The sequence below is a fragment of the Paractinoplanes toevensis genome (genome assembly GCF_018332695.1).
GTDB lineage: Bacteria > Actinomycetota > Actinomycetes > Mycobacteriales > Micromonosporaceae > Actinoplanes > Actinoplanes toevensis.
The window spans coordinates 1-20,820 of the sequence record NZ_BOQN01000052.1 but is presented as its reverse complement, the minus strand read 5'-3'; the positions used below and the strand labels follow the sequence as shown (position 1 = coordinate 20,820).

The following is a 20,820-nucleotide window of genomic DNA, read 5'->3' as shown; positions in this document are numbered from 1 at the left end:
TCACAGCTGGTCCAGCAGGGACTCGGCGGCCGTCCGGACCAGGCCGCCGCCGGCGATCGGCAGCTGGAGCTCGGCCATGGTCGAGTTGCCGAGCGCCAGGCACCACAGGCCGTAAGCGGCCGACCGCCGTCGCAGAGCCGGCGCATCGGGATATTCGGCCGCGAGGGCCTCCTCGATCGTCTCGACCGCCCCCAGGTACTGCGCCTGCAGGATCGACCGGATCCGCTCGTCGGTGATACCGGCGGTGATCAGCTCGCGGATGACGGTGTCGTCGTCGCTGATCGGCAGGAAGCCGCTGCCGAACAGGTAGTCCATCACGATCGGCAGCTTCGCCGGCCCCTCCGCCTCGGCGACCGCCCCGGTGAACTCAGACTCGTAGCCGGTGTAGAGCCAGGACGCGAACGCCCGCAGCAGATCGTCCCGGTTGCCCACGTAGTGCCGCACGTGGCTGCGGCTGAGCCCGGACTCCTCGGACACCCGCTCCAGGGTGGTGCCGGCCAGCCCGTTCTTGCGCAGGCAGCGGCCGGTGGCCTGCATGATCTGCTCGGTCCGCTCGGCGGCCATGCTCGGGCGTCCCATCGCGGCTCCTCACTCGAAATTCAACGCCACTCTAATTGATTGTCATTGCGACGAAGAACGGAGTCACCATGAACCTGCCCGAACCCCGGCTGGCGTTCGCCTTCGAGGCCCGGGTCGGCGTCGCGGAGTCACTGCACGTCGGCCGGGGACCCGGCGAGGTGCTGATGTTCACCCCGATCACCGGCGGCTCGGTGGCCGGCCCCCGGCTGAACGGCGTGGTCCTGCCCGGCGGCGGCGACTGGTCCACCACCCGCGGCGGCACGACCGAGCTGGACGCGCGCTACCTGCTCCGGGCCGACGACGGCGCGGTGATCGACATCGTGAACCGCGGTTTCTGGCGGGCCGACCCGGACATCGAGCGCCGCGTCGACGCCGGCGAGGACATTCCCGAGACCGAGTACTACTACCGCACCAGCCCGGTCTTCCGCACCGACGCCGACCAGCACCGGTGGCTGGCCGAGTCGGTCTTCGTCGGGCTGGCCCGCGGCGAGGCCGGCCAGGTCTGCATCCGCTTCTTCGAGGTGCTCTGACATGACGATCGAGATCCACCGAACCGGCCCCGGCCCGCTGTCGCCGGACGCCACCCAGCACATGGTGCGCATGCGCGACGGCGTCCGCCTCGCCACCGACGTCTACCTGCCCGCCGACCCGGCCGTGCCGGGCCCGACCATCCTGACCCGCCTGCCGTACGACAAGACCGGCGAGTACACCTTCATGCCCCGGGTCGCGGCCTGGTTCATCGCCCGTGGTTACACGATGGTCGTGCAGGACGTACGCGGAAAGTTCCGCTCCGAGGGTGAGACGCTGCTGTTCGTCAACGAGACGTACGACGGCTACGACACCATCGAGTGGATCACCCACCAGCAGTGGTCCGACGGCGTGGTCGGCATGTGGGGCGACTCGTACTACGGCTACACCCAGTGGGCCGCCGCGTCGTCCGCGCACCGCGCGCTCAAGGCCATGGTCCCGCGCGTCACCGGCACCCGCCTCGGCGAACTGCCGGTGCCGATCCCCGGGCAGCGCACGCACGACGTGGAGATGTCCGTGCACCGGTTCTATCCGCTGTCGATGTTCCACGACCGGGACATCCTCGAGTGGGAGCTCGACTGGTCCCGGCGCCCCCTCGCGGACGCGGTCGAGGAGTTCTTCCAGGCGGTGGGTTCCCGAAGTGCCTCCTACGACCTCTGGTTCCCGCACCCGGTGAGTTTGCGCCGATTCCCGGCCGGCAGCCCGTTCGACGCCCCGGCGGTCCCGGTCCTGCTGACCATCGGATGGTGGGACAACTGCGCACCCTGGCAGTGGTCCGACTACCGCGAGCTGGAACGCCGGCCGGCCTGGTCGCAGAACACCTTCCTGCTGCTGGAGGCCATCGACCACGAGAACAACAGCCACTTCGACCCGGCCGCCGCCCGTGACGAGACCTGGATGAACCGCTACCTCGAACCGGCCGCCGACTTCTTCGACGTCTTCCTGCGCGGCAAGGCCGCGACAATCCCCAGGGTCCGCTGGCAACTGGCGAACTCCGGCGACCCCACCCTGCGCCCGGCGGCCCATTGGCCTCCTTCCGGCGTACGGGCAATGGAGTTACATCCCCATCCTGGGGGGACCCTGGTCGCGGGTGGTTTCGATCCGCCGGTCGAGAAGTCCTGGGTCCACGACGCGTCGTCGCCCGTGCCGTCCCCGGTCCGTGACCCGTTCGCGTTCCTCGCCGAGTTGCCGGACGAGCGGGGTCTGGCCGCCCGGCCGGACGTCCTCACCTTCACCGCCGACCCGGTCGACGGCCCGCTGGACCTGGCCGGCCCGGTCCGGCTGCACGCCACGGTCGGCTCGGACGGCCCCGAGATGGACCTGTTCGCCCGCCTGTCCGACGTGGCCCCCGACGGCACCACCCACCTGATCGCCCGCGGCCAGCAGACCATCCTCGACCCCGGCACCGCGTTCGACGTCGAGCTCGACCTGGGCCACGTCGGTTACCGCCTGCCACCCGGGCACGCCCTGCGCCTGACCCTGGCCGGCAGCGACGCCCCCGAGTTCATCCCCGCCCCCGGCACCGGCGAACACCGCTGGCTGGCCGCCACCACCAAGCCCAACCACCAGCGGGTACGTCTGGGTGGCCGCACCGGCTGCCGGCTGACCGTCACCGTCCTATGAGAGGCCCCACCATGGACAAGCTCACTCTTCTCTCGGCCACGGAGATCGCCGAGGCGGTCCGCTCCGGAAGCGTGCCGGCCGGTGACGTGGTGGCGGCCCACCTGGCTCGTATCGACGAGGTCAACCCGGCGGCCGGCGCCGCCACGGTGGTCCTCGCCGACCGGGCCCGGGCCGCCGCCGCCGAGGTGGACGCCCGCATCGCGGCCGGCGAAAACCCCGGCCCGCTGGCCGGCGTACCCATCTCGGTGAAGGAGAACATCGACCTGACCTGGTCCGCGACCACGTCGGGCCTGCCGTTCGCCGCCGACCACATCCCCGCCTCGAACGCCAGCTTCGTCACCCGGCTGCTGGCCGCCGGCGCGATCCCGGTGGCCCGCGGCAACATGCCGGACGTCGGGCTGCGCTGGGACACCGACAACGACCTGTTCGGCCGCACCTTCAACCCGTGGGACCGCACCCGGGTCCCCGGCGGCTCCAGCGGCGGCGACGCGGTCATCGTCGCCACCGGCATGGCCGCGGCCGCCGTCGGCAACGACTACGGCGGCTCACTGCGGCTGCCCGCCCACGCGGCCGGCATCGCCGCCCTGCGCCCGTCGGCCGGCCGGGTGCCCGCCCCGACCCGCCAGATCATGCCGATCGAGCTGTCCCTGCAGGCCTTCGCGGTGAACGGCCCGCTGGCCCGCACGGTCGCCGACCTCGACCTGCTCTTCGGCGTCATGCACGGCGCCGACGACGTGGACCCGCAGAGCGTGACCGTCCCGCACCCCACCGGCTACGACGGCCCGCGCCGGGTCGCGGTCACCGTCGACCCGGCCGGCTGGGGCGTGGAACCGCAGGTGGCCGCGGCCGTCCGGGAAGCCGCCGCCGCCCTGGCCGCGGCCGGCTGGGAGGTCGAGGAGGTGGAACCGCCGCAGGTGGACCGCTGCGCCACCCTGTGGCGGCAGATCTCCGCCTCGGAGATGGCCCCCGGCCTGCTCACCCCCGGCGTGTTCCCCGGCCCGCTGTCGGCCGGCACGGTCAAGTACTTCACCGACAACGTGGCCGGCGTCGACCTGCTCGACACCGCCCCCGCGTACGCGGCGGCCTGGGCCGAACGGCACGCGCTGGCCGCGCTGTGGCGGCAGTTCCACACCCGCTACCCGATCGTGCTGGGCCCGGTCACCACCGCGGCGATGCCGGCCATCGGCTGGGACCTGTCCGGCCCCGAGGCCACCACCCAGCAGTGGCGCCAGCACCGCCTGCTGGTCACCGCGAACTTCCTCGGCCTGCCCGCCGTGGCGGTCCCCACCGGCCTAGCCGACGGCCGCCCCCAGGGCGTCCAGGTGATCGCCCGCCTGCACGGCGAGCACATCGCCCTGGCCGCGGCCCGCGACATCGAGGCGGCCGCCCCCACCCTGACCCCGATCGACCCACGCCCCTGACCGGCGCGCCCCGGGACGGCGGCACCCACGCGGCCCACCGGCCGCCGTCCCACCCATGGCGTTCCGCACCATCCACAAGCGACGATGGGGTCATGAAACACCGAAGTTGGCCGGTGATCGGTCTCGTCCTGGGCGCCGTGGCCGGCGGGCTATGGGGCTGGTTCGGCGCGGGCGGCTACGAGGCCAACGACTCGGCCATCGGCACGAGCTTCCTGTGCGCCCTGGCCGGCCTCCTACTCGGCGCCGTGGCCGCCACCGTAGCGACCCGCCGAGACCGCCGACGCCACTGACGCACGTCGAACGGGCGTCGAGCGTCGTTCCCGCCGCCGTAGACCGCGCCAATGCCTTCTCCGGGTGCGCGAGATCATTAACCGGGGATCGGGGCGTCGCGGCAGACCGTTCCGGCGGGTGGGACGGTGACGCGCAGCAGGTATTCGTACATGTAAGCCTCCATGCAGGCGCTCTTGCGCCGGGCGGTGTGGCCCTCGCCCTGCCACGTGATCAGGTGGCCGTTCGCCAGGATGCGGGCAAGGGCGACCGCGTCGGCGTACGGGGTGTCGGGATCGCCGGTGTTGCCGGAGACCAGGATCGGGGCCGACCCGGCCGCCCGGTACGACCCGGTGTAGCGACTGAGCCGCGCGGCCGGCCACTGCAGGCACGCCGGCGCGTGGGTCTGGTCGTAGGCGGGTGGCCCGTACGCCATGCGCGGCGCGGTGAGCGGGAAGTCCGCCGCGACCTTGGCCAGCCGGGTGCGCAGTTGCGGCAGGCCCGGCGGGTAGACCCGGTCGGCGCACTCGACGGCCACGTTGACCGCGTTGAACGCCGTGTCCGACTGGCTGATCGCGTACATCAGGGGCCCGGTGCGGGACTCGGCGAGGTGCAGGTCGGTGCCCAGGGCGGCCCACCGCCGGGTGCCGCTGTTCAGCCGGGACGTCAGTTCGGACAACACCGTGGCGCCGTTGACGCCCGGCAGTGGGTGGGCGTCGAGCGAATCCAGGATCGCCCGCACCCGCGCGGCCAGGTCCGGCCTCCCGGCCGCGAAGGCGCACGAGGCGGGCGTGGCGGCACACCACCGCAGGAAGCGTTGCAACGCCGCCTCGGTGGCCCGGTATTGCCCGTAGTCGTAGGAGTACGGGTCCTGGGCGTACTTCACCGGGTCGTAGCCGGAGTCCAGGACCAGCGCCCGGGTCCGCCCGGGGAACAGGTTGGCGTAGACGGTGCCGACGTAGGTGGCGTACGACCCGCCGAAGAACGTCAGCTTCGAGTCGCCGACGGCGGCCCGCAACAGGTCGAGGTCGCGGGCTTGGAACTCGGTACCGACGTACGGCAGAAGGTCTCCGGAATGCGCGAGGCAGGCGGCATTCCACTGCCGGGCCGAGCGTACGGCGTTGCCGAAGGTCGCCGGCGAAGCCCACTGGGCCTGGTAGTCCGGCCGATCCAGGCAGCTGACCGGCCGGCTGCGGTGCACCCCCCGCGGATCGAACCCGACGATGTCGAACCGGTCGCGGATCTCCTGGATCGCCGAGCCGGCGAACCCCTGCACCCACTCCCACCCGGAGCTGCCGGGCCCACCGGCGTAGAGGAACAGCGTCCCGATCCGCTCGGCCGGCTTGGCGGCCGGCCACCGCCGCAGCTGCAGCGTCAGCCGGGCGCCGTCGGGCCGGCGGTAGTCCACCGGAACCTGGGCGGGTGTGCACTGATAGACCCCGTCGCCGCAGTCCGCCCAGTCCAGGCCCGGCGCGACCGGGGCCGCCACGACCGGTCCGGCGCTCAATGTCAGCAGCGCGGCCACCGCGCCCAGGATCCTCATGGGCCCGAACCTAGGGACACCGGCCCGCAGACCGGCCCGAACGGCCGGTTCGTCACACGAAATGATTGACCGCGCGCCGGGCGGCTGTACTAATGATCGAATGCGGACCTTTCCTGCGGATTTCCTCTGGGGTGTGGCCAGCGCCGGTCACCAGATCGAGGGCGACAACACGACCAGCGATACCTGGTTCGCCGAGCACGTGACGCCGTCGGTGTTCCGGGAGCCGTCGGGGAAGGCCTGCGACGGCTACCGGCTCTGGCGGGAGGACGTCGATCTGGCGGCCGGGATGGGGCTGTCGGCCTACCGGTTCTCGGTGGAGTGGGCGCGGGTCGAGCCGGCCGAGGGGCAGTTCGACGACGAGGCGCTCGCGCACTACGAGGGCATCGTCGACCGGTGTGCCGAGCGCGGCCTGGCGGCCGTGGTGACGTTCAACCACATGACCTCGCCGCACTGGTTCGCGGCCCGGGGGAGCTGGCTCGATCCGGCGGCGCCGGGGTTCTTCGCGCGCTACTGCGACCGGGTGATGGCCGCCTTCGGGGACCGGATCGCGGTGGCGGTCACGCTGAACGAGCCGAACCTGCCGCACCTGCTGCGCTGGACGGCGATACCGGACTTCGTGCGGGATCTGGAACGCGCGACGCTTGAGGCGGCGAGCAAAGCGGCGGGGGTGGAGCGCTACCGGCTGACCAACGTCATGGTGCCCGAGGACCTGGACGCGATGGGCGACGGGATGAGCGCCGGTCACCTCGCGGCTCGCGCCGCGATCAAGGCGCGCCGGGCCGACCTGCCGGTCGGATTCTCCCTGGCGATCGTGGACGACCAGGTGGTCGGGGACGATCCGGCGGTGCGGGACCGGAAGCGGGCCGAGGTTTACGCGCGGTGGCTGGAGCTGGCCCGCGGCGACGACTACATCGGCATCCAGAACTACGAGCGGCACTACTACGACGGGAACGGACCGATCGGCGACCACGGCCCGCTCTCCGCGGTGGACGCGCGGTCCCTCGGCGAGACCGTTCGGTACGCGCACGCCGTCACGGGCGTGCCGGTGATGGTGACCGAGCACGGCATCTCCACCGAGGACGACAGCCGCCGGGCCGCGTTCATCCCGGAATCGCTGGCAGGTCTGTGGCAGGCGGTCGAGGACGGCGTGCCGGTTCGTGGCTACTTCCATTGGACGCTGATGGACAACTTCGAATGGATCTTCGGGTACGGGCCGAAGCTGGGCCTGCACAGCGTGGACCGGGAGACCTTCGAGCGGAGCCCGAAACCGAGTGCCGCCGTTTACGGGGGTATCGCCCGCGCGAACGGAGTCTGAGCTCGGCCCAGGGGCGCGGTCTTGAGGGCGACGGCCGTGGTGACGGTGACGACCGTGCCGCTCGAGCCGCCGGCGGTGCCGCCGTTCATGCCGGCCAAACCGACCCGGCTGCTCTCCGCGGCGGACGCGTTGAGCTGTCCGGCCGCGACGACCGTGCCGACGGTCAGCACGCCGGCGGTGGCTGCTGCGACGATGGTGACCAGGCGGCGGCGCTTACTTGCGGGCATAGGAGATCCTTCCGGTTGTGGGAGCCACTCAGTAGTGCGGCCGCCGTCCCGGGGGTAACCGAAAAAAGGAGAACTCAAGGTGCGTAGGCATCGATGGCTGGCGATCGCGATGGCCGTCGTGCTGTTGGCCGTAGTGGGCATCGTGGGCTTCTGGCCACTGAGCACCGGCGGCGGCACCGGAAACAGCGCCGCCGACGAGCCGTACTACGCGACCACCGCCGAGCTGGAGAACAGCGCCGAGGCGATCGTGCGCGGCACGATCGCATCGACCCGCGAGCGAGCCGACGAGACGATCGCGACCGTGCACGTCACCGCCGTCGCGAAGGGAAGCGCCGGACCGACGATCGACGTCATTTACGCCACGGCAGGCCCGGAGATCCCGGAGGGCTTACACCGAGGCGGCGAATTCGTGCTGCTCTTGCAGGTCCGCGACGAAACAGCATGGAATCTGGTCAACACCACCCAGGGCTATTACCCGTTCGTCGACGGCCGTGCAATCCCCGCCGCCGACAATTCGGTAACGCTGAGCGAAGCCGTTCTGCGCAGCGTTTCTTAAGGTCAGTTCCAATTCCCAAGTACGCCGTAGGACCAGTTCCCCGGCACTCGGTCCCGCTGCGCAAGACTCACCCTCCGCGCGCCCCCACCGGGCGGGCCCGGCGATTCCGCCTTTCCGACGTGCCAGTCACGTTCCTCTCCCATAACGGTGGCCTTCTGGATTCCGAGCCATCGTCGTTGCGCGCACAAATAGTGGGCGACGCATCGCCGACGAAACGATATGCCGCTTATATCGCCCGGCCCCGGCAATTCCTGCGGCGATGTGGCGCGGGGGCGAGGCCCCGCGCGGTCGGCTATGACGTCACGTTGAGGGGTGCGGCGGTGCGGGGGACCACCAGCAGGGCGATGACGGCCAGCACCGCGGACACCGCCGCCAGCACGCCCAGCCCCGGCTGCAGGCCGCCCGCCGCGGCGCCGAAACCGGCCACCAGCAGCGGTGACGCGAACTCGCCGACGAACAGGAAACCGGTCCACAGGCCGGTTCCCCGGCCGCGCTGCTCGAACCGTAGCCGGTTGGTGGCCCAGGTGAGCAGCACCGGCAGCAGCAGGCCGGTGCCCGCCCCGGTGATCATCGCGCCGACCGTCACCACCGGCACGTTGGGGGCCGCGAAGACTACTGCCAGGCCCACCGCGGCCAGGCCGAACGCGATCGGCAGCAGGGTGCGTGGCCGCTGCCGGGACAGCCGGGCGAACGACGCCGAACCGGCCGCGGTGGCCAGCGACATCGCGGCGCTGACCCCGCCGATCGCGGCGCTCGACGTGACGCCGAGGTCGTCCAGCACGAACGACAGCTGCACGATCAGCGCGTAGAACACCACCCCGCCGACCAGCGTGATCAGGCACGGGACCAAGAGTTCCCGCCAGGGCAGCGAGGGCAACTTCTTCGGCTTCGGGCCGGCGGCGGGCTGCCACAACAGCTTCGCCATGGGTACGACGAGGAGCAGCGCTACGGCGTACACCCAGAAGGGCGTGCGCCACCCGGCCGCGCCCAGCGCCCCGCCCAGCGCGAGGAACACCGTGGCCGCGAGGGTTGCGGCGAGGGTTTGCAGGCCGAGGTAGCGGCTGCGTCTCGGGCCCGACCAGTAGTCGGCGATCAGCGTGGTGCAGCAGGTCATGATGGCCGCCTCGCACAGCCCGACCACCGCGCGGCTGGCGATGATCGCGCCGAGCGAATCGAGGTAGAGCGGCGCGGTGCCGGCGATCGCGTAGACGACCAGCGCGGCGAGCAGCAGGCGCTTGCGGTCGAGGGCGTCGATCACGACTCCGGCGAACGGTGCGGTCAGGCCGATGATCAGCGCGGGCACGGTGAGCACGATCGGCACCAGCACGTCGGCGCCGGCGATCCCCGCGAAGTGGTCCTCCATCTTGGGCAGGACCGGCGCGATCAGCACCGCGCCGAGCACGGCCAGGCAGCTACCGGCGAGCAGCAGCGCCAGTTGGGCCGGGCCGGCCTCGCGGCCGTCCGGGGCACGAGCGGCGCTGTCCGGGGAACCGACGGAGGCGCTGTCCGAGGCACGGCCCGATATGGACGGGGACTCCAGGGGTGACGACATGGTGGGGCGGCCCTTCGACGGTGGAGACGCAGGTCACACCGGACTATCGGGGCGTCGCCGGGCCATCCGGAAGAGGGAATTCGGCTATGGGCGCCATAACCGGGGCTGATAGCTCGCGGCCCACCGAGTCCAGGACGCCGCGCAGCCAGGCGTGGGCCGGGTCGTTGCGGTAGATCGGATGCCACCAGAACGCCTCGGCGAGCGGCACCACATCGAACGGGCACGGCATTATGCGTACGCCGGCCGGGCCGGCCAACCGCCGCGCCAGGCGCTCCTGCAGCAGCGCGACCCGCCGCGTCCCGGTCACCAGGAACGGCATCGGCAGGAAGCCGTCGGCCACCACCTCGACCCGCGGCTCGATCCCGAGCAACCGCAGCTGCTGGGTGGCCGGCGCGAAGGCGGTGCGCAGGTTGTAGAGCACCACCCACGGCAGCATGGCCAGGTGTTCCAGGGTCAGCGTGTCGCCGACGGCGTCGTTGTCCGGCGACACGATGCACACCCATCGATCCTCGTAGAGATCGAGGTAGGGGATGTCGGTGAGGAAGCCGTGCGGCAGCAGCAGACCGTCGGCGGTGCGCAGGGTGTCGGCCGCGTGGTCCACCGTGTACGGCGTGGTCTGCTGCAACCGCAGCCGCACCCCGGGCGCGAGCTCGCCGAGTCGCCGGGCGAGCAGCGGCCCCACCTCGGTGGCCGCGTAGTCCGAGGTGATCACCGTGAACTCGCGCTCGATCGTGGTCGGGTCGAAGTCGGGCGTCACGTCGAAGACCCGCCGCACCCCGGCCAGGGCCGGCCCGGTCAGGGCGAGCAGCTGCGCGGCGAGGGGCGTCAGTTCGTACCGGTTGCCGGTGCGGGCCAGCAGTGGATCGCCGAAGTGCCGGCGCAGCCGGGCCAGCGCGGCACTGACCGCGGGCTGGCTCACCCCGAGCGCCTCGGCCGAGCGGGTCACGTTCCGCTCGCGCAGCAGCGCGTCCAGGGTGACCAGCAGGTTGAGATCGAGGTTGGCGAGCACGCGGTCGGCCGTCACGGGCCGAAGTATAAGCACGGCTGATGGCCAACATCAGCAGTTGGGCCTTTCCTGATGGCCGGACGGCCCTGGACAGTGGTGGCAGTCACATCCCGGCAACAGGGGGTAATGATCGTGCCTGCCGTACGAAACGTTCTCGTGGTCGGTGGCGGCGCCGCCGGCGCCGCTGTCGCGACGCTGCTGGCCGAGGGCGGGGTCGCGGTCGAGCTCATCGACATCAAGCCCGACATCGGCGCTCTCGGCTCGGGCATCACCCTGCAGGGCAACGCTCTGCGGGTCCTGCGGGAAGTCGGCGTCTGGGACGAGATCAGCCGGCGCGGATACGCCTTCGACACGCTCGGCCTGCGCGCGCCCGACCCGAACGGCACGCTGATCGCCGAGCTCGACGACATCCGCACCGGCGGCGAGGACCTGCCCGCCACGCTCGGCATGTACCGCCCCGACCTGGCCCGGATCATGGTGGCGCGGGCCGAGGCGGCCGGCGTCAAGGTCCGCTTCGGCACCACGTACACGGCACTCGACCAGGACGGCGACGGCGTGTCGGTCACCTTCGCGGACGGTACGGCCGGCGACTACGACCTGGTCGTCGGGGCCGACGGCATCCGCTCGTGGACCCGCCGCACGCTCGGCATCCCGCTGGAGACCGCGAACGTCGGCATGGGCATCTGGCGGGCCTTCACGTCCCGCCCGGCGAGCGTCACCCGCACCGACCTGTACTACGGCGGGCCGAGCTACATCGCCGGGTACTGCCCGACCGGCGAGAACACGCTCTACGCCTACCTGGTCGAGGACGCGCAGGATCGCAGCACGCTCACGCCGGACGAGTGTCTCGACGTCATGCGTTCGCTGGCCGGGGCCTACCACGGGCCGTGGGACGACATCCGCGAGACCCTGACCGACCCCTCGCGCATCAACTACACGTGGTTCGAGAGCCATCTGCTCGACGGCCCCTGGCACCGCGGCCGGGTCGTGCTGATCGGCGACGCCGCGCACGCCTGCCCGCCGACCCTCGCCCAGGGTGCCGCCCAGGCCCTCGAGGACGCCTCGGTGCTGGCCGAGCTGCTGCTGCGGGAATCCGTGCTGAGCGACGAGCTGTGGCAGGAGTTCACCGGCCGCCGCTTCGAGCGGGCGAAAACCGTCGTCGAGGGCTCGCTGCAACTGTGCCGCTGGCTGCTCGCCCACGAGCGCGGCGACGTGCCGGGGCTGATGGGCCGCATCTCCCACCTTCTGATGAATCCCGCCTGAGGACCCGCCATGAACGAACGACTGATCACCCACCTGCGCCACGTCGACCTGGCCGTGCCGGACTACGACAAGCAGCTGGAGTTCTACACCACGATGTGGGGGCTCGACCCCACGGTCACCGACGAGGGCATCGCGTTCCTCGCCGCGGCCGGTTCCCCCGAGCAGTACTCGGTGCGGCTCCGCAAGGCCGCCGAGAAGCGGCTCGACCTGATCGCGTTCGGCGCGGCCACCCCGGCCGACGTGGACGCGCTGGCCGAGCGGCTCGGCGCCGACGGCGTCCGGCTGGTCGGCGAGCCGGGCACGATGCAGACCCCCGGCGGCGGTTACGGTTTCCGGTTCTTCGACTGCGACGGCCGTACGGTCGAAGTCTCTTCCGATGTTGAAGTTCGTGCCCACCGGAAGCTGGAGGAGGGCGAATCCGTCCCGGTCAAGCTCTCGCACGTGGTGATCAACTCACCGAACCCGGAGCAGACCGTCGCGTTTTACGAGAAGCATCTCGGGTTCGCGCTCTCCGACACCCTGATGCACCCGCGGATGGGCTCGATGATGTGGTTCCTGCGCACCAACCGCTGGCACCACAGCCTCGCCATCGCCCGCGGGCCGCACGTGGCGCTGCACCACGCGTCGTTCGAGATGCGCGGCATCGACGAGTACATGCGCGGCACCGGCCGGCTGCTGCGCGGCGGCGTCGAGAAGGTATGGGGGCCGGGGCGGCACATGGCCGGCAACAACACGTTCTCCTACTTCCTCGACCCGCACGGCAACACCATCGAGTACACCACCGAGCTGGAGGAACTCGACGAGGACAGCTGGCACCCGCACCTCTACGACTTCTCCGACCCGGCGGTGTCCGACCAGTGGGGCACGGCGAACCCGATGACCGAGTTCGTCGCCAAGCAGTCGTTCAACGACCCCGACCGCGGCATCTTCGTCGCCCCGCCGGTCTGATGCGGATCGCCACCTGGGCTTTCCAGGGCGAGACGCAGTCGGGTGTGGTCCGCGACGACGCCGTGCACCCGTTTGCCGACGGGCTCACCGCTCGTCAGGTCGTGGAGTCCGGGGATGCGGCCTCGGTGGGAACGCTTCCCGGCGTACCCCTTGCCGAGGTGCGATTGCTTGCGCCGCTGCAGCCTGCCTCTTTCCGCGACTTCGTCGCGTTCGAAGAACACGTCGAGGGCGTACGGCGGGCCGTCGACGGCCGTGGCGGGGTGCCGGAGGCCTGGTACGACGCGCCGACCTTTTATTTCACCAACCCGCACACGCTGACCGGCCCCGACGTCGACGTCGCCTTTCCGGCCTCCTCGGTGGCGCGTGATTTCGAGCTGGAGGTCGCCGCGATCGTCGGCCCCTCCGGGATCTTCGGATACACGATCTTCAACGACTGGTCGGCGCGCGATTTGCAGAGCCGGGAGATGCAGGTCAACCTGGGCCCGGCCAAGGGCAAGGACTTCGCCGGCAGCCTCGGGCCGTGGATCGTCACCGCCGACGAGCTGGCTCCCTACCTCGACGGCGACGGTTTCCTCGCCCTGGAGTGCACCGCGGCGGTCAACGGCGCCGAGATCGGCCGGGATCTGCTCTCGAACATGGGCTGGACCTTCGAGACCATGCTCGCCTACGCCGCCCGGGACAGCCGGGTCGTCGCCGGCGACGTGCTGGGCTCCGGGACGGTCGGCAACGGCGGCTGCCTGGCCGAGCTGTGGGGCCGGTCCGGCAAGCAGGAACCGCCGCCGCTGCGGGACGGCGACGTCGTCACCCTCACCGTGCAGGGCATCGGCAGCCTGACCAACCGGGTCACCTCGGCGCCGCCCGCCGCCGCCCTTCCGCCCGTTCGCCCTCCGAAAGGCAGGCCCTGATGTTCGAGTACTTTCCCGGCAACTACGTCTGGAACCTCAGCGTGGTGGCCGCGCTGAACAGCGGCGGCCTGATCGACGAGGTGGACCGCGCGTGCCGGCCGATCCGCGACCTGGCCGCCCAGGGTTCCGACGTCGGCACCAAGCAACTGATGGCCTCCTTCACCGCCGTCGTCGACGACCTGGAGGCGCAGGCCACCGCGGCCGGATCGGCCCGGACCGCCGGGCAGCTGTACTTCCGGGCCACCAACTACCTGACCCAGGCCGAGCGGATGCAGAGCGCCCACGACCCCGGACGCCGGGCCATCTACCAGCGCTGCCTCGACCTCATGCAGAAGACGTTCGACCTGATCGACCCGGCCACCACCCGGGTCGCGGTGCCGTTCGAGGGGACCACCCTGCCGGCCTACTTCAAGTCGGCCGGGCCGGGCACGCCCTGCATCATCATGTTCAACGGGCTGGACTCCACCAAGGAGCACATGTACGTCTCCAGCTTCCCGCACGAGCTGGCCGCCCGCGGCATCTCGACGCTGATGGTCGACTGCCCGGGAAGCGGCGAGGCCCTGCGGTTCGGCGGCCTCACCGCCCGGGTCGAGTCCGAGGACTGGGCCGCCGCCTGCGTCGACTACCTGCTCGCCCGTGGCGACGTGGACGCGGCCCGGATCGGGCTGGTCGGCTGGTCCCTCGGCGGCTACTACGCACCCCGGGCCGCCGCCTTCGAGAAGCGGCTGGCCCTCTGCGTCGCGTGGGGCGCTAACCACAACTGGGGTGAGGTGCAGCTGCGCCGGGTCGAGCGTGAGGGGGAGAACCCGGTTCCGCACTACTGGGACCACGTCATGTGGGTGTGGGGCGAGACCGACCGCGACGCGTTTCTCAAGAAGGCCGCGAACGTGCACCTGGACGGGGTCGTCGAGAAGATCACCGTCCCGTTCCTGATCGCCCACGGCGAGAACGACCGGCAGATCCCCTTGAAGTACGCCCACCGTTCCTACGAGCAGGCGGTCAACAGCCCCCGGCGCGAACTGCGGATCTTCACGCCCGCCGAGGGCGGCGCCGAGCACATCGGGCTCGACCACCTGCCGTACGTGAGTGTGTTCATCGCCGACTGGATCGCCGGGACCTTCGCATGATCGACCGTACCGACCCGGCCGGCGCGATCGCCGCGGCCGCGAAACGCTGCTCCAACTGGGGGCGGTGGGGCGCCGACGACGTACGCGGCACCATGAATTTCCTGACCGACGCCAAGCGGCTGGATGCCGCCCGGCTGATCCGCCGCGGGGTTTCCTTCTCCCTGGCGCAGTCCTTCGACATGGACGGGCCACAGAAGGGCTGGCGCCGGCGCACCAACCCGGTGCACACGATGCTCGACACCGGCACCGACGCGGCGGCCGGCATCCAGGGCTTCCCGCACGGCCTCGGCGGTGCCGACGACGTGATCGCCATGCCGCTGCAGTGCTCGACCCAGTGGGACGGCCTCGGCCACATCTTCGACCACGGCCACGCCTGGAACGGCCGGCTCGCCGCCGAGACGGTGACCAGCCTCGGCGACGGCGTCACCGGCATCGAGACGGTCGCCGGCGTGATCGCCGGGCGCGGCGTGCTGCTCGACGTGGGCCGGGCCTTCGGCGTCGACGGGGAGTTGCCGGACGGCTTCGCCATCACTCCCTCGCATCTGATGGCCACCGTGGAGAGGCAGGGGCCGTCGTCGGCGGTCGGGAGCGGGGACATCGTGGTCGTCCGCACCGGCCAGCTGGCCCGGGCCCGCCGCGAGGGCTGGGGCGACTACGCGGGCGGGCCGGCCCCGGGGCTGTCCTTCACCACCGCCGACTGGCTGCACACCTCCGAGATCGCCGCGATAGCCACCGACACCTGGGGTTTCGAGGTGCGGCCGAACGAGTTCGACGACGCCTTCCAGCCGCTGCACCAGGTCGCCATCCCGCACATCGGCCTGTTCCTGGGGGAGATGTGGGACCCGGACGCCCTGGCCGCCGACTGCGCCGCCGACGGTGTCTACGACTTCTGGCTGACCGCGGCCCCGCTGCCGATCACCGGCGCCGTCGGCTCCCCGATCAACCCCATCGCGGTCAAGTAACTGTGGGCAGGCTGAGAGGGTGACCCAGTTATCAGGCGGGAAGTTTGCTCAGTGAGCAATTTCGGGCCGATGCTGGAGGTCGGACCGCGGCAGGGGCGCCTAGTGGTCCCCGGTCACGGAGGTTCCAGATGGATCGGCTTCGGGTACTGGCGGCCCGGCGGGCTCTCCGCGAGATCCTCCTGGTCGCCGTACTGTTCCTGGCCTACAAACTCGGCCGGCTCCTGGTCGAGGGCCACGTCAGCGAGGCCTTCACCAACGCCCGGACGGTGTGGGACTTCGAACGCCTCATCCATCTGCCCAGCGAGGCCGCCCTGCAGGCGGCAGTGCTGCACCACACCTGGCTGGTCCGGGCCGCGAACTGCTTCTACGCGTACGTCCATTTCCCGGCCACCGCGGCCACGCTGATCTGGCTCTACCTCCGGCGGCCGACGATCTACCTGTGGTTCCGCCGCAGCCTGGCCTCGCTCACCGCGCTGGCCCTGGTGACCCACGCGCTGTTCCCCCTCGCGCCCGGGCGGATGGTGGCCGCCACCGGCCTGATCGACACCGGCAAGCTCTACGGTCCGTCGGTCTACGGCTCACCGACCACCGACACCCTGAGCAACCAGTACGCCGCCATGCCGTCCCTGCACGTCGGCTGGGCCCTGGCCGTGGCGATCGCGCTGATCGCGTCGAGCCGCTCCCGGTGGCGCTGGCTGTGGCTGGCCCATCCGATCACCACCCTGCTCGTGGTTGTCGTCACCGGCAACCACTACTGGCTCGACGCCATCGCCGCGGTGACCCTGCTGGGCCTGGTCCTGGCCGTGGTCACCCCGCTGTCCCGCCCGGCCGCCGCCGAGCCGGCCGCGCCGCCGGTCCTCGCGCCCGCCCCGACCGTGCCCGCACCGGCCCTGCCGGCCGAGGCCGTGCCCGCGTCGGTGCTGACGGCGCACCGCCTTCTCCAGCCCTATGCCCCGCTCGCCGTCCTGGTTCCCGGTGCACCCCTGACCGCCCTGGTCACCTACCCACCGGTCGCCGGGGAGCTGCCCCCGGAGGCCGCCGTCTGCGTGCCGAAACAACGCGTCGACGGCGATGCCCTCACCCGGCCGCCGGTCTCGGCCCGCCATGGGCCCGGCGCACCCAGATCCCGCCGCGCGCCGCACCGCTGAGATAGCCCGCCGCGGGTGGTCCGCCCCGGGCCGGGCGCCGCTAGGTTGGGGCAGTGGAGCTGAGCCGGTGGGTGCCGGGTGTGCAGGCGGTGCGCACCTACCAACCGGCCTGGCTGCCGCGCGACCTCGTGGCCGGCATCGTGCTGACCACGCTGCTGGTGCCGCAGGGCATGGCGTACGCCGAGCTGGCCGGCCTGCCGCCGATCACCGGCCTCTACACGTCGATGGTCTGCCTGCTCGCCTACGCGGTCTTCGGGCCGTCCCGGGTGCTGGTGCTGGGCCCGGACTCCTCGCTCGGACCGATGATCGCGACCGTGCTGGTCGGCGCGATCGGCGTGGGCGCGACCCCGGAGGAGTCGGTCGGGCTCGCCGCCACCCTCGCGCTCATGGTCGGGGTGATGCTGCTGGTGGCCGGCTTCGCGAAACTCGGCTTCCTCGCCGACCTGCTGTCGCACCCGACCCAGGTCGGCTATCTCAACGGCATCGCGCTGACGATCCTGATCGGTCAGCTGCCGAAGCTGCTCGGCTTCTCCGCCGACGGTGACGGCCTGCTGGCCGAGACGGCCGATCTGGTCCGAGGCATCGCCGACGGCCGGGTGGTGATGGAGGCCGTGGCGGTCGGCGGGTTCGGCCTCGCGGTGATCGTGGTGCTGAGCCGGCTGCTGCCGAAGGTGCCGGGCGTACTGATCGCGGTGGTGCTGTCGACCCTCGCGGTGTCGGTGTTCGATCTGGCCGTGCAGGTGGTCGGGCCGCTGCCGCAGGGGCTGCCCGCCCCGGCCCTGCCGTCGGCCTCCCTCGAGGACCTGGGCCTGCTCGCGGTGGGCGCGTTCGGCATCACCGTGGTCTCGCTGACCGACACCATCTCCACCGCCTCGGCGTTCGCCGCCCGCACCGGCCAGGAGGTGCGCGGCAACCAGGAGATGATCGGCATCGGGGCGGCCAACGTGGCGGCCTCGTTCCTGCAGGGCTTCCCGGTCAGCACCAGCGGCTCCCGCACCGCGGTCGCCCAGCAGGCCGGCGCTCGCAGCCAGCTGACCGGGGTGGTCGGCGCGGTCGCCATCGGCGTACTCCTGCTGGTCGCCCCGGACCTGTTGAAGAACCTGCCGCAACCGACCCTCGCGGCCGTGGTGATCGCGGCGGCCCTGTCGCTGGCCGACCTGCCGGCGATGGCGTCGCTGTGGCGGCGCCGCCGGGTCGAGTTCTGGCTGGCGGTCGCGGCGTTCCTCGGCGTCGCCGTGCTCGGCGTCCTGCCCGGCATGGGCGTCGCGGTGATCCTGTCGGTGCTCAACGTCTTCCGCCGGGTGTGGTGGCCCTACCAGGCGGTTCTCGGCCGGGCCGACGGCCTGAACGGCTTCCACGACACCAGCGTCCACCCCTCGGCCGCGCTTCTGCCCGGGCTCGTCCTGTTCCGGTTCGACGCACCGTTGATCTTCGCGAACGTGCGAGTGTTCCGGGAACGGCTGCGCGCCTTCGCCCGCGACGTCCCCGACCTGAGATGGATCATCATCGCCGCCGAGCCGATCACCGACGTCGACACGACCGCCGCCGACGTCCTCGACGAGCTCGACCGGGAACTCAACGCCGCCGGCATCTCGCTGGTCTTCGCCGAGATGAAGCACCCCGTCCACGAAAAGATCGACCGCTACCGGCTGACCCGCGTCATCGACCCGGCGCACTTCTTCCCGACGATCGACGACGCGGTCGCCGCCTACCGTCGCGAAACCGGCGCCACCTGGCATCAGCCCTCGTAGGCGGCCGTCCCGTCGACGAACGTCAGGGCCACCCGCGCGTCCCCGATCTCGGCGGCGGGCGCGGCGAAGATGTCGCGGTCCAGCACGACGAGATCCGCCCGGAAACCCGGGCGGATCCGACCGGTGTCATCCAGGCGATTCACGAAGGCCGACCCCTCCGTGTACGCCGTGAGCGCGGCCGCCAGGGTGAGCGCCTGCTCGGGCAGGAAGCCCTCGTAGTCCTCCCCGTGATGGACCCGGTTGACCGCGACGTGGATGCCCTGCAACGGATCCGGCGTGCTCACCGGCCAGTCGCTGCCGCCGGCCAGCCGCGCGCCCGCCCTGGCCAGGTCACCGAACGGGTACTGCCACCCGGCCAGCGCCGGGTCCAGGAACGGGATGGTCAGATCGTCCATCTGCGGCTCGTGCGACGCCCAGTAGGGCTGCATGTTCGCGGTCGCGCCGAGCTCACCGAAGCGCGGCACGTCCTGTGGGTGCACCACCTGCAGGTGCGCCAGGTGCGGCCGATTGTCACTCGGGCCGTTGGCCCGCCGGGCCGCCTCGACGGCGTCCAGAGCATTGCGCACGGCCTGGTCACCCAGGGCGTGGAAGTGCGGCTGGAAACCCTTCAGATCCAATTCGCTGACGTACGCCGGGAGCAGCTCCGGATCGATGAAGGACAACCCACGGTTCGCCGTCACGCAGCCGCACGAGTCGCGGTAGGGCTCGGTCATCGCGGCCGTGAAGTTCTCGGCGATCCCGTCCAGCATCATCTTCACCGAGTCGCAGCGCAGCCGCCCGACCGTGAAGGCGCCCCGCTTGGCCTCCAGCTCCGCGATCTGCTCGGCGCCGCGGTCACGGTCCCACCACAGGGCACCGACGACGGTCGCGGTGAGCGTCCCGGTCTCGGCCGCCCTCAGGTACGCGTCGGAGATGTCGTCGTACCCGTTGGTGGCGCACACCATGGCGTCCTGCCAGGCGGTGATGCCGAACGCGTGCAGGAGCCGCTGCGCCCGCAGAAGCCCGGCATAGCGCTCCTCGGCCGTCGTCGCGGGGACGCTGACCAGGTCCATCGCGCCCTCCTGCAGGGCACCGACCGGCTCGCCGTGCTCGTCGCGGTCGATCCGCCCGCTGGCCGGGTCGGGGGTGTCCCGGGTGATGCCGGCCAGCTCGAGCGCGCGGGTGTTCACCCAGGCCGCGTGGTGGTCGCGGTTGAGCAGGTAGACCGGGCGATCCTTGACGACCTGGTCGAGCTGCTCCCGCCGGGGCACGCCACCCTCGAAGCTCTCCATCGCCCAGCCACCACCGACGATCCACTCGGCGTCCGGGTTGGCGGCCGCGAAGTCGCCGATCCGGCGCTGGTACTCGGCGAGGTCGGTGGTGCCGGTCAGGTCGCACTGGCCCAGCTCGACCCCGCCCATCACCGCGTGGATGTGCGCGTCCTGGAAGCCGGGGAGCAACAGGCGCCCTTTGATGTCCACGATCTCGGTCTCCGGCCCGACCAGGTCCCGCACGTCACCGACGCCCACGATGCGCCGGGAGCGCACGGCCACCGAGTCCGTGCTCAGCACACCTCCGGAGAACACCGATCCACCGTGAAAGACGAGGTCTGCGTGCATGGTGTGAACTCCGTTCAGGGGGCGGGCGCTAACCGAATCATCGCCCCTCTCCCATGGTCAATGGCGCGCTGTACCGCTACTTCCGCGGCACCGACGACCCCGCCGCCGTCTCGCGCTCCACCGAGGACTCCGCTGCGTGGGCGGATGTTTACGCCGGGCTGCCGGCGGGCACATATCCCCACATCGCAGCGTGCGCGGGGCGCTCGGACGGTCATGTCAGGGTCGGCCTACGCCGTTGCGCTGGGGTTTTTCCTTGACGGCCTCACTCTTGAGTTGGAACGTGCGCGAAACGGTGGGGGCCGATTTGGCGCCCCGGAGAACAGGATGTAGTGTTCTCCAAGTCGCCAGGGAGACGGGCGAGCGAACGGAAGCCTTCGGGCAGCCGGAGCGGCCGTCCTGGAGACAACCCCGGAGAATAGTCGCGGTGGATCACCGTGTACTGTTCTGCGGGTCGAACTAAGCCCCGAGGGCGTTATAACACGGGTGCGGTTGTTCTTTGAG

Annotated in this window: 19 protein-coding genes; 13 read left to right on the top strand and 6 right to left on the bottom strand. The window is 71.4% G+C overall.

From position 1 onward, the window contains the following. Positions 1-579, bottom strand: coding sequence for a TetR/AcrR family transcriptional regulator (locus Ato02nite_RS19835; RefSeq protein WP_213008069.1), 579 nt, complete (start codon positions 577-579; stop codon positions 1-3). A 68-nt stretch (positions 580-647) separates the two neighbouring features. On the opposite strand from Ato02nite_RS19835, the gene Ato02nite_RS19830 reads away from it, so the two are divergent. From Ato02nite_RS19830 to Ato02nite_RS19815, 4 genes are all read left to right on the top strand, one after another. Further along, the gene (locus Ato02nite_RS19830) at positions 648-1,109 is read left to right on the top strand and encodes a DUF3237 domain-containing protein (protein WP_213008068.1); all 462 of its coding nucleotides are present in this window, start codon (positions 648-650) and stop codon (positions 1,107-1,109) included. A gap of 1 nt (position 1,110) precedes the next feature. Next, positions 1,111-2,730, top strand: coding sequence for a CocE/NonD family hydrolase (locus Ato02nite_RS52540; RefSeq protein ID WP_213008067.1), 1,620 nt, complete (start codon positions 1,111-1,113; stop codon positions 2,728-2,730). An 11-nt stretch (positions 2,731-2,741) separates the two neighbouring features. Continuing rightward, a complete protein-coding gene (locus tag Ato02nite_RS19820; protein ID WP_213008066.1) occupies positions 2,742-4,151 on the top strand; it encodes an amidase family protein in 1,410 nt (469 codons plus the stop codon). Between the two features lie 92 nt (positions 4,152-4,243). Continuing rightward, the gene (locus tag Ato02nite_RS19815) at positions 4,244-4,441 is read left to right on the top strand and encodes a hypothetical protein (RefSeq protein WP_213008065.1); all 198 of its coding nucleotides are present in this window, start codon (positions 4,244-4,246) and stop codon (positions 4,439-4,441) included. A 77-nt stretch (positions 4,442-4,518) separates the two neighbouring features. On the opposite strand, the gene Ato02nite_RS19810 is transcribed toward Ato02nite_RS19815, so the two are convergent. Then, entirely contained in the window at positions 4,519-5,961 is a 1,443-nt protein-coding gene (locus Ato02nite_RS19810; RefSeq protein WP_213008064.1) for an alpha/beta fold hydrolase, read from the bottom strand. A 100-nt stretch (positions 5,962-6,061) separates the two neighbouring features. Here Ato02nite_RS19810 and Ato02nite_RS19805 point away from each other — a divergent pair, with 100 nt between their 5' ends. After that, positions 6,062-7,276 carry a family 1 glycosylhydrolase gene (locus Ato02nite_RS19805; RefSeq protein ID WP_213008063.1) on the top strand — a complete coding sequence of 405 codons (1,215 nt, stop codon included), beginning with the start codon at positions 6,062-6,064 and terminating at the stop codon, positions 7,274-7,276. Here Ato02nite_RS19805 and Ato02nite_RS19800 read toward each other — a convergent pair. Then, entirely contained in the window at positions 7,243-7,503 is a 261-nt protein-coding gene (locus Ato02nite_RS19800) for a hypothetical protein (RefSeq protein WP_213008062.1), read from the bottom strand. The genes Ato02nite_RS19805 and Ato02nite_RS19800 overlap by 34 nt on opposite strands. A gap of 109 nt (positions 7,504-7,612) precedes the next feature. On the opposite strand from Ato02nite_RS19800, the gene Ato02nite_RS19795 reads away from it, so the two are divergent. Further along, complete coding sequence (locus tag Ato02nite_RS19795; protein ID WP_213008061.1) at positions 7,613-8,059, top strand: hypothetical protein; 447 nt, start codon at positions 7,613-7,615, stop codon at positions 8,057-8,059. 292 nt (positions 8,060-8,351) lie between these two features. On the opposite strand, the gene Ato02nite_RS19790 is transcribed toward Ato02nite_RS19795, so the two are convergent. Next, positions 8,352-9,611, bottom strand: a complete 1,260-nt coding sequence (locus tag Ato02nite_RS19790) for an MFS transporter (RefSeq protein ID WP_213008060.1) — start codon at positions 9,609-9,611, stop codon at positions 8,352-8,354. A 43-nt stretch (positions 9,612-9,654) separates the two neighbouring features. Further along, the gene (locus Ato02nite_RS19785) at positions 9,655-10,635 is read right to left on the bottom strand and encodes a LysR family transcriptional regulator (RefSeq protein WP_213008059.1); all 981 of its coding nucleotides are present in this window, start codon (positions 10,633-10,635) and stop codon (positions 9,655-9,657) included. Between the two features lie 114 nt (positions 10,636-10,749). On the opposite strand from Ato02nite_RS19785, the gene Ato02nite_RS19780 reads away from it, so the two are divergent. From Ato02nite_RS19780 to Ato02nite_RS19750, 7 genes are all read left to right on the top strand, one after another. Beyond that, positions 10,750-11,880: an FAD-dependent monooxygenase gene (locus Ato02nite_RS19780; protein WP_246607219.1), complete on the top strand. Its 1,131-nt coding sequence runs from the start codon at positions 10,750-10,752 to the stop codon at positions 11,878-11,880. A gap of 9 nt (positions 11,881-11,889) precedes the next feature. After that, positions 11,890-12,828: a VOC family protein gene (locus Ato02nite_RS19775; protein ID WP_213008057.1), complete on the top strand. Its 939-nt coding sequence runs from the start codon at positions 11,890-11,892 to the stop codon at positions 12,826-12,828. Next, positions 12,828-13,733 (top strand): fumarylacetoacetate hydrolase family protein, encoded by a 906-nt coding sequence (locus Ato02nite_RS19770; protein WP_213008056.1) that lies wholly within the window; start codon positions 12,828-12,830, stop codon positions 13,731-13,733. The genes Ato02nite_RS19775 and Ato02nite_RS19770 overlap by 1 nt, the downstream gene beginning before the upstream one ends. Beyond that, positions 13,733-14,860, top strand: a complete 1,128-nt coding sequence (locus Ato02nite_RS19765) for an alpha/beta hydrolase family protein (RefSeq protein WP_213008055.1) — start codon at positions 13,733-13,735, stop codon at positions 14,858-14,860. The genes Ato02nite_RS19770 and Ato02nite_RS19765 overlap by 1 nt, the downstream gene beginning before the upstream one ends. Next, entirely contained in the window at positions 14,857-15,822 is a 966-nt protein-coding gene (locus Ato02nite_RS19760) for a cyclase family protein (RefSeq protein ID WP_213008054.1), read from the top strand. The genes Ato02nite_RS19765 and Ato02nite_RS19760 overlap by 4 nt, the downstream gene beginning before the upstream one ends. Positions 15,823-15,950: 128 nt before the next feature. Further along, the gene (locus Ato02nite_RS19755; protein ID WP_213008053.1) at positions 15,951-16,970 is read left to right on the top strand and encodes a phosphatase PAP2 family protein; all 1,020 of its coding nucleotides are present in this window, start codon (positions 15,951-15,953) and stop codon (positions 16,968-16,970) included. Between the two features lie 53 nt (positions 16,971-17,023). Then, positions 17,024-18,721: a SulP family inorganic anion transporter gene (locus Ato02nite_RS19750; protein WP_246607218.1), complete on the top strand. Its 1,698-nt coding sequence runs from the start codon at positions 17,024-17,026 to the stop codon at positions 18,719-18,721. On the opposite strand, the gene Ato02nite_RS19745 is transcribed toward Ato02nite_RS19750, so the two are convergent. After that, entirely contained in the window at positions 18,709-20,319 is a 1,611-nt protein-coding gene (locus tag Ato02nite_RS19745; protein WP_213008052.1) for an amidohydrolase, read from the bottom strand. The two genes, Ato02nite_RS19750 and Ato02nite_RS19745, sit on opposite strands and share 13 nt — an antisense overlap. Positions 20,320-20,820: the final 501 nt, after the last annotated feature.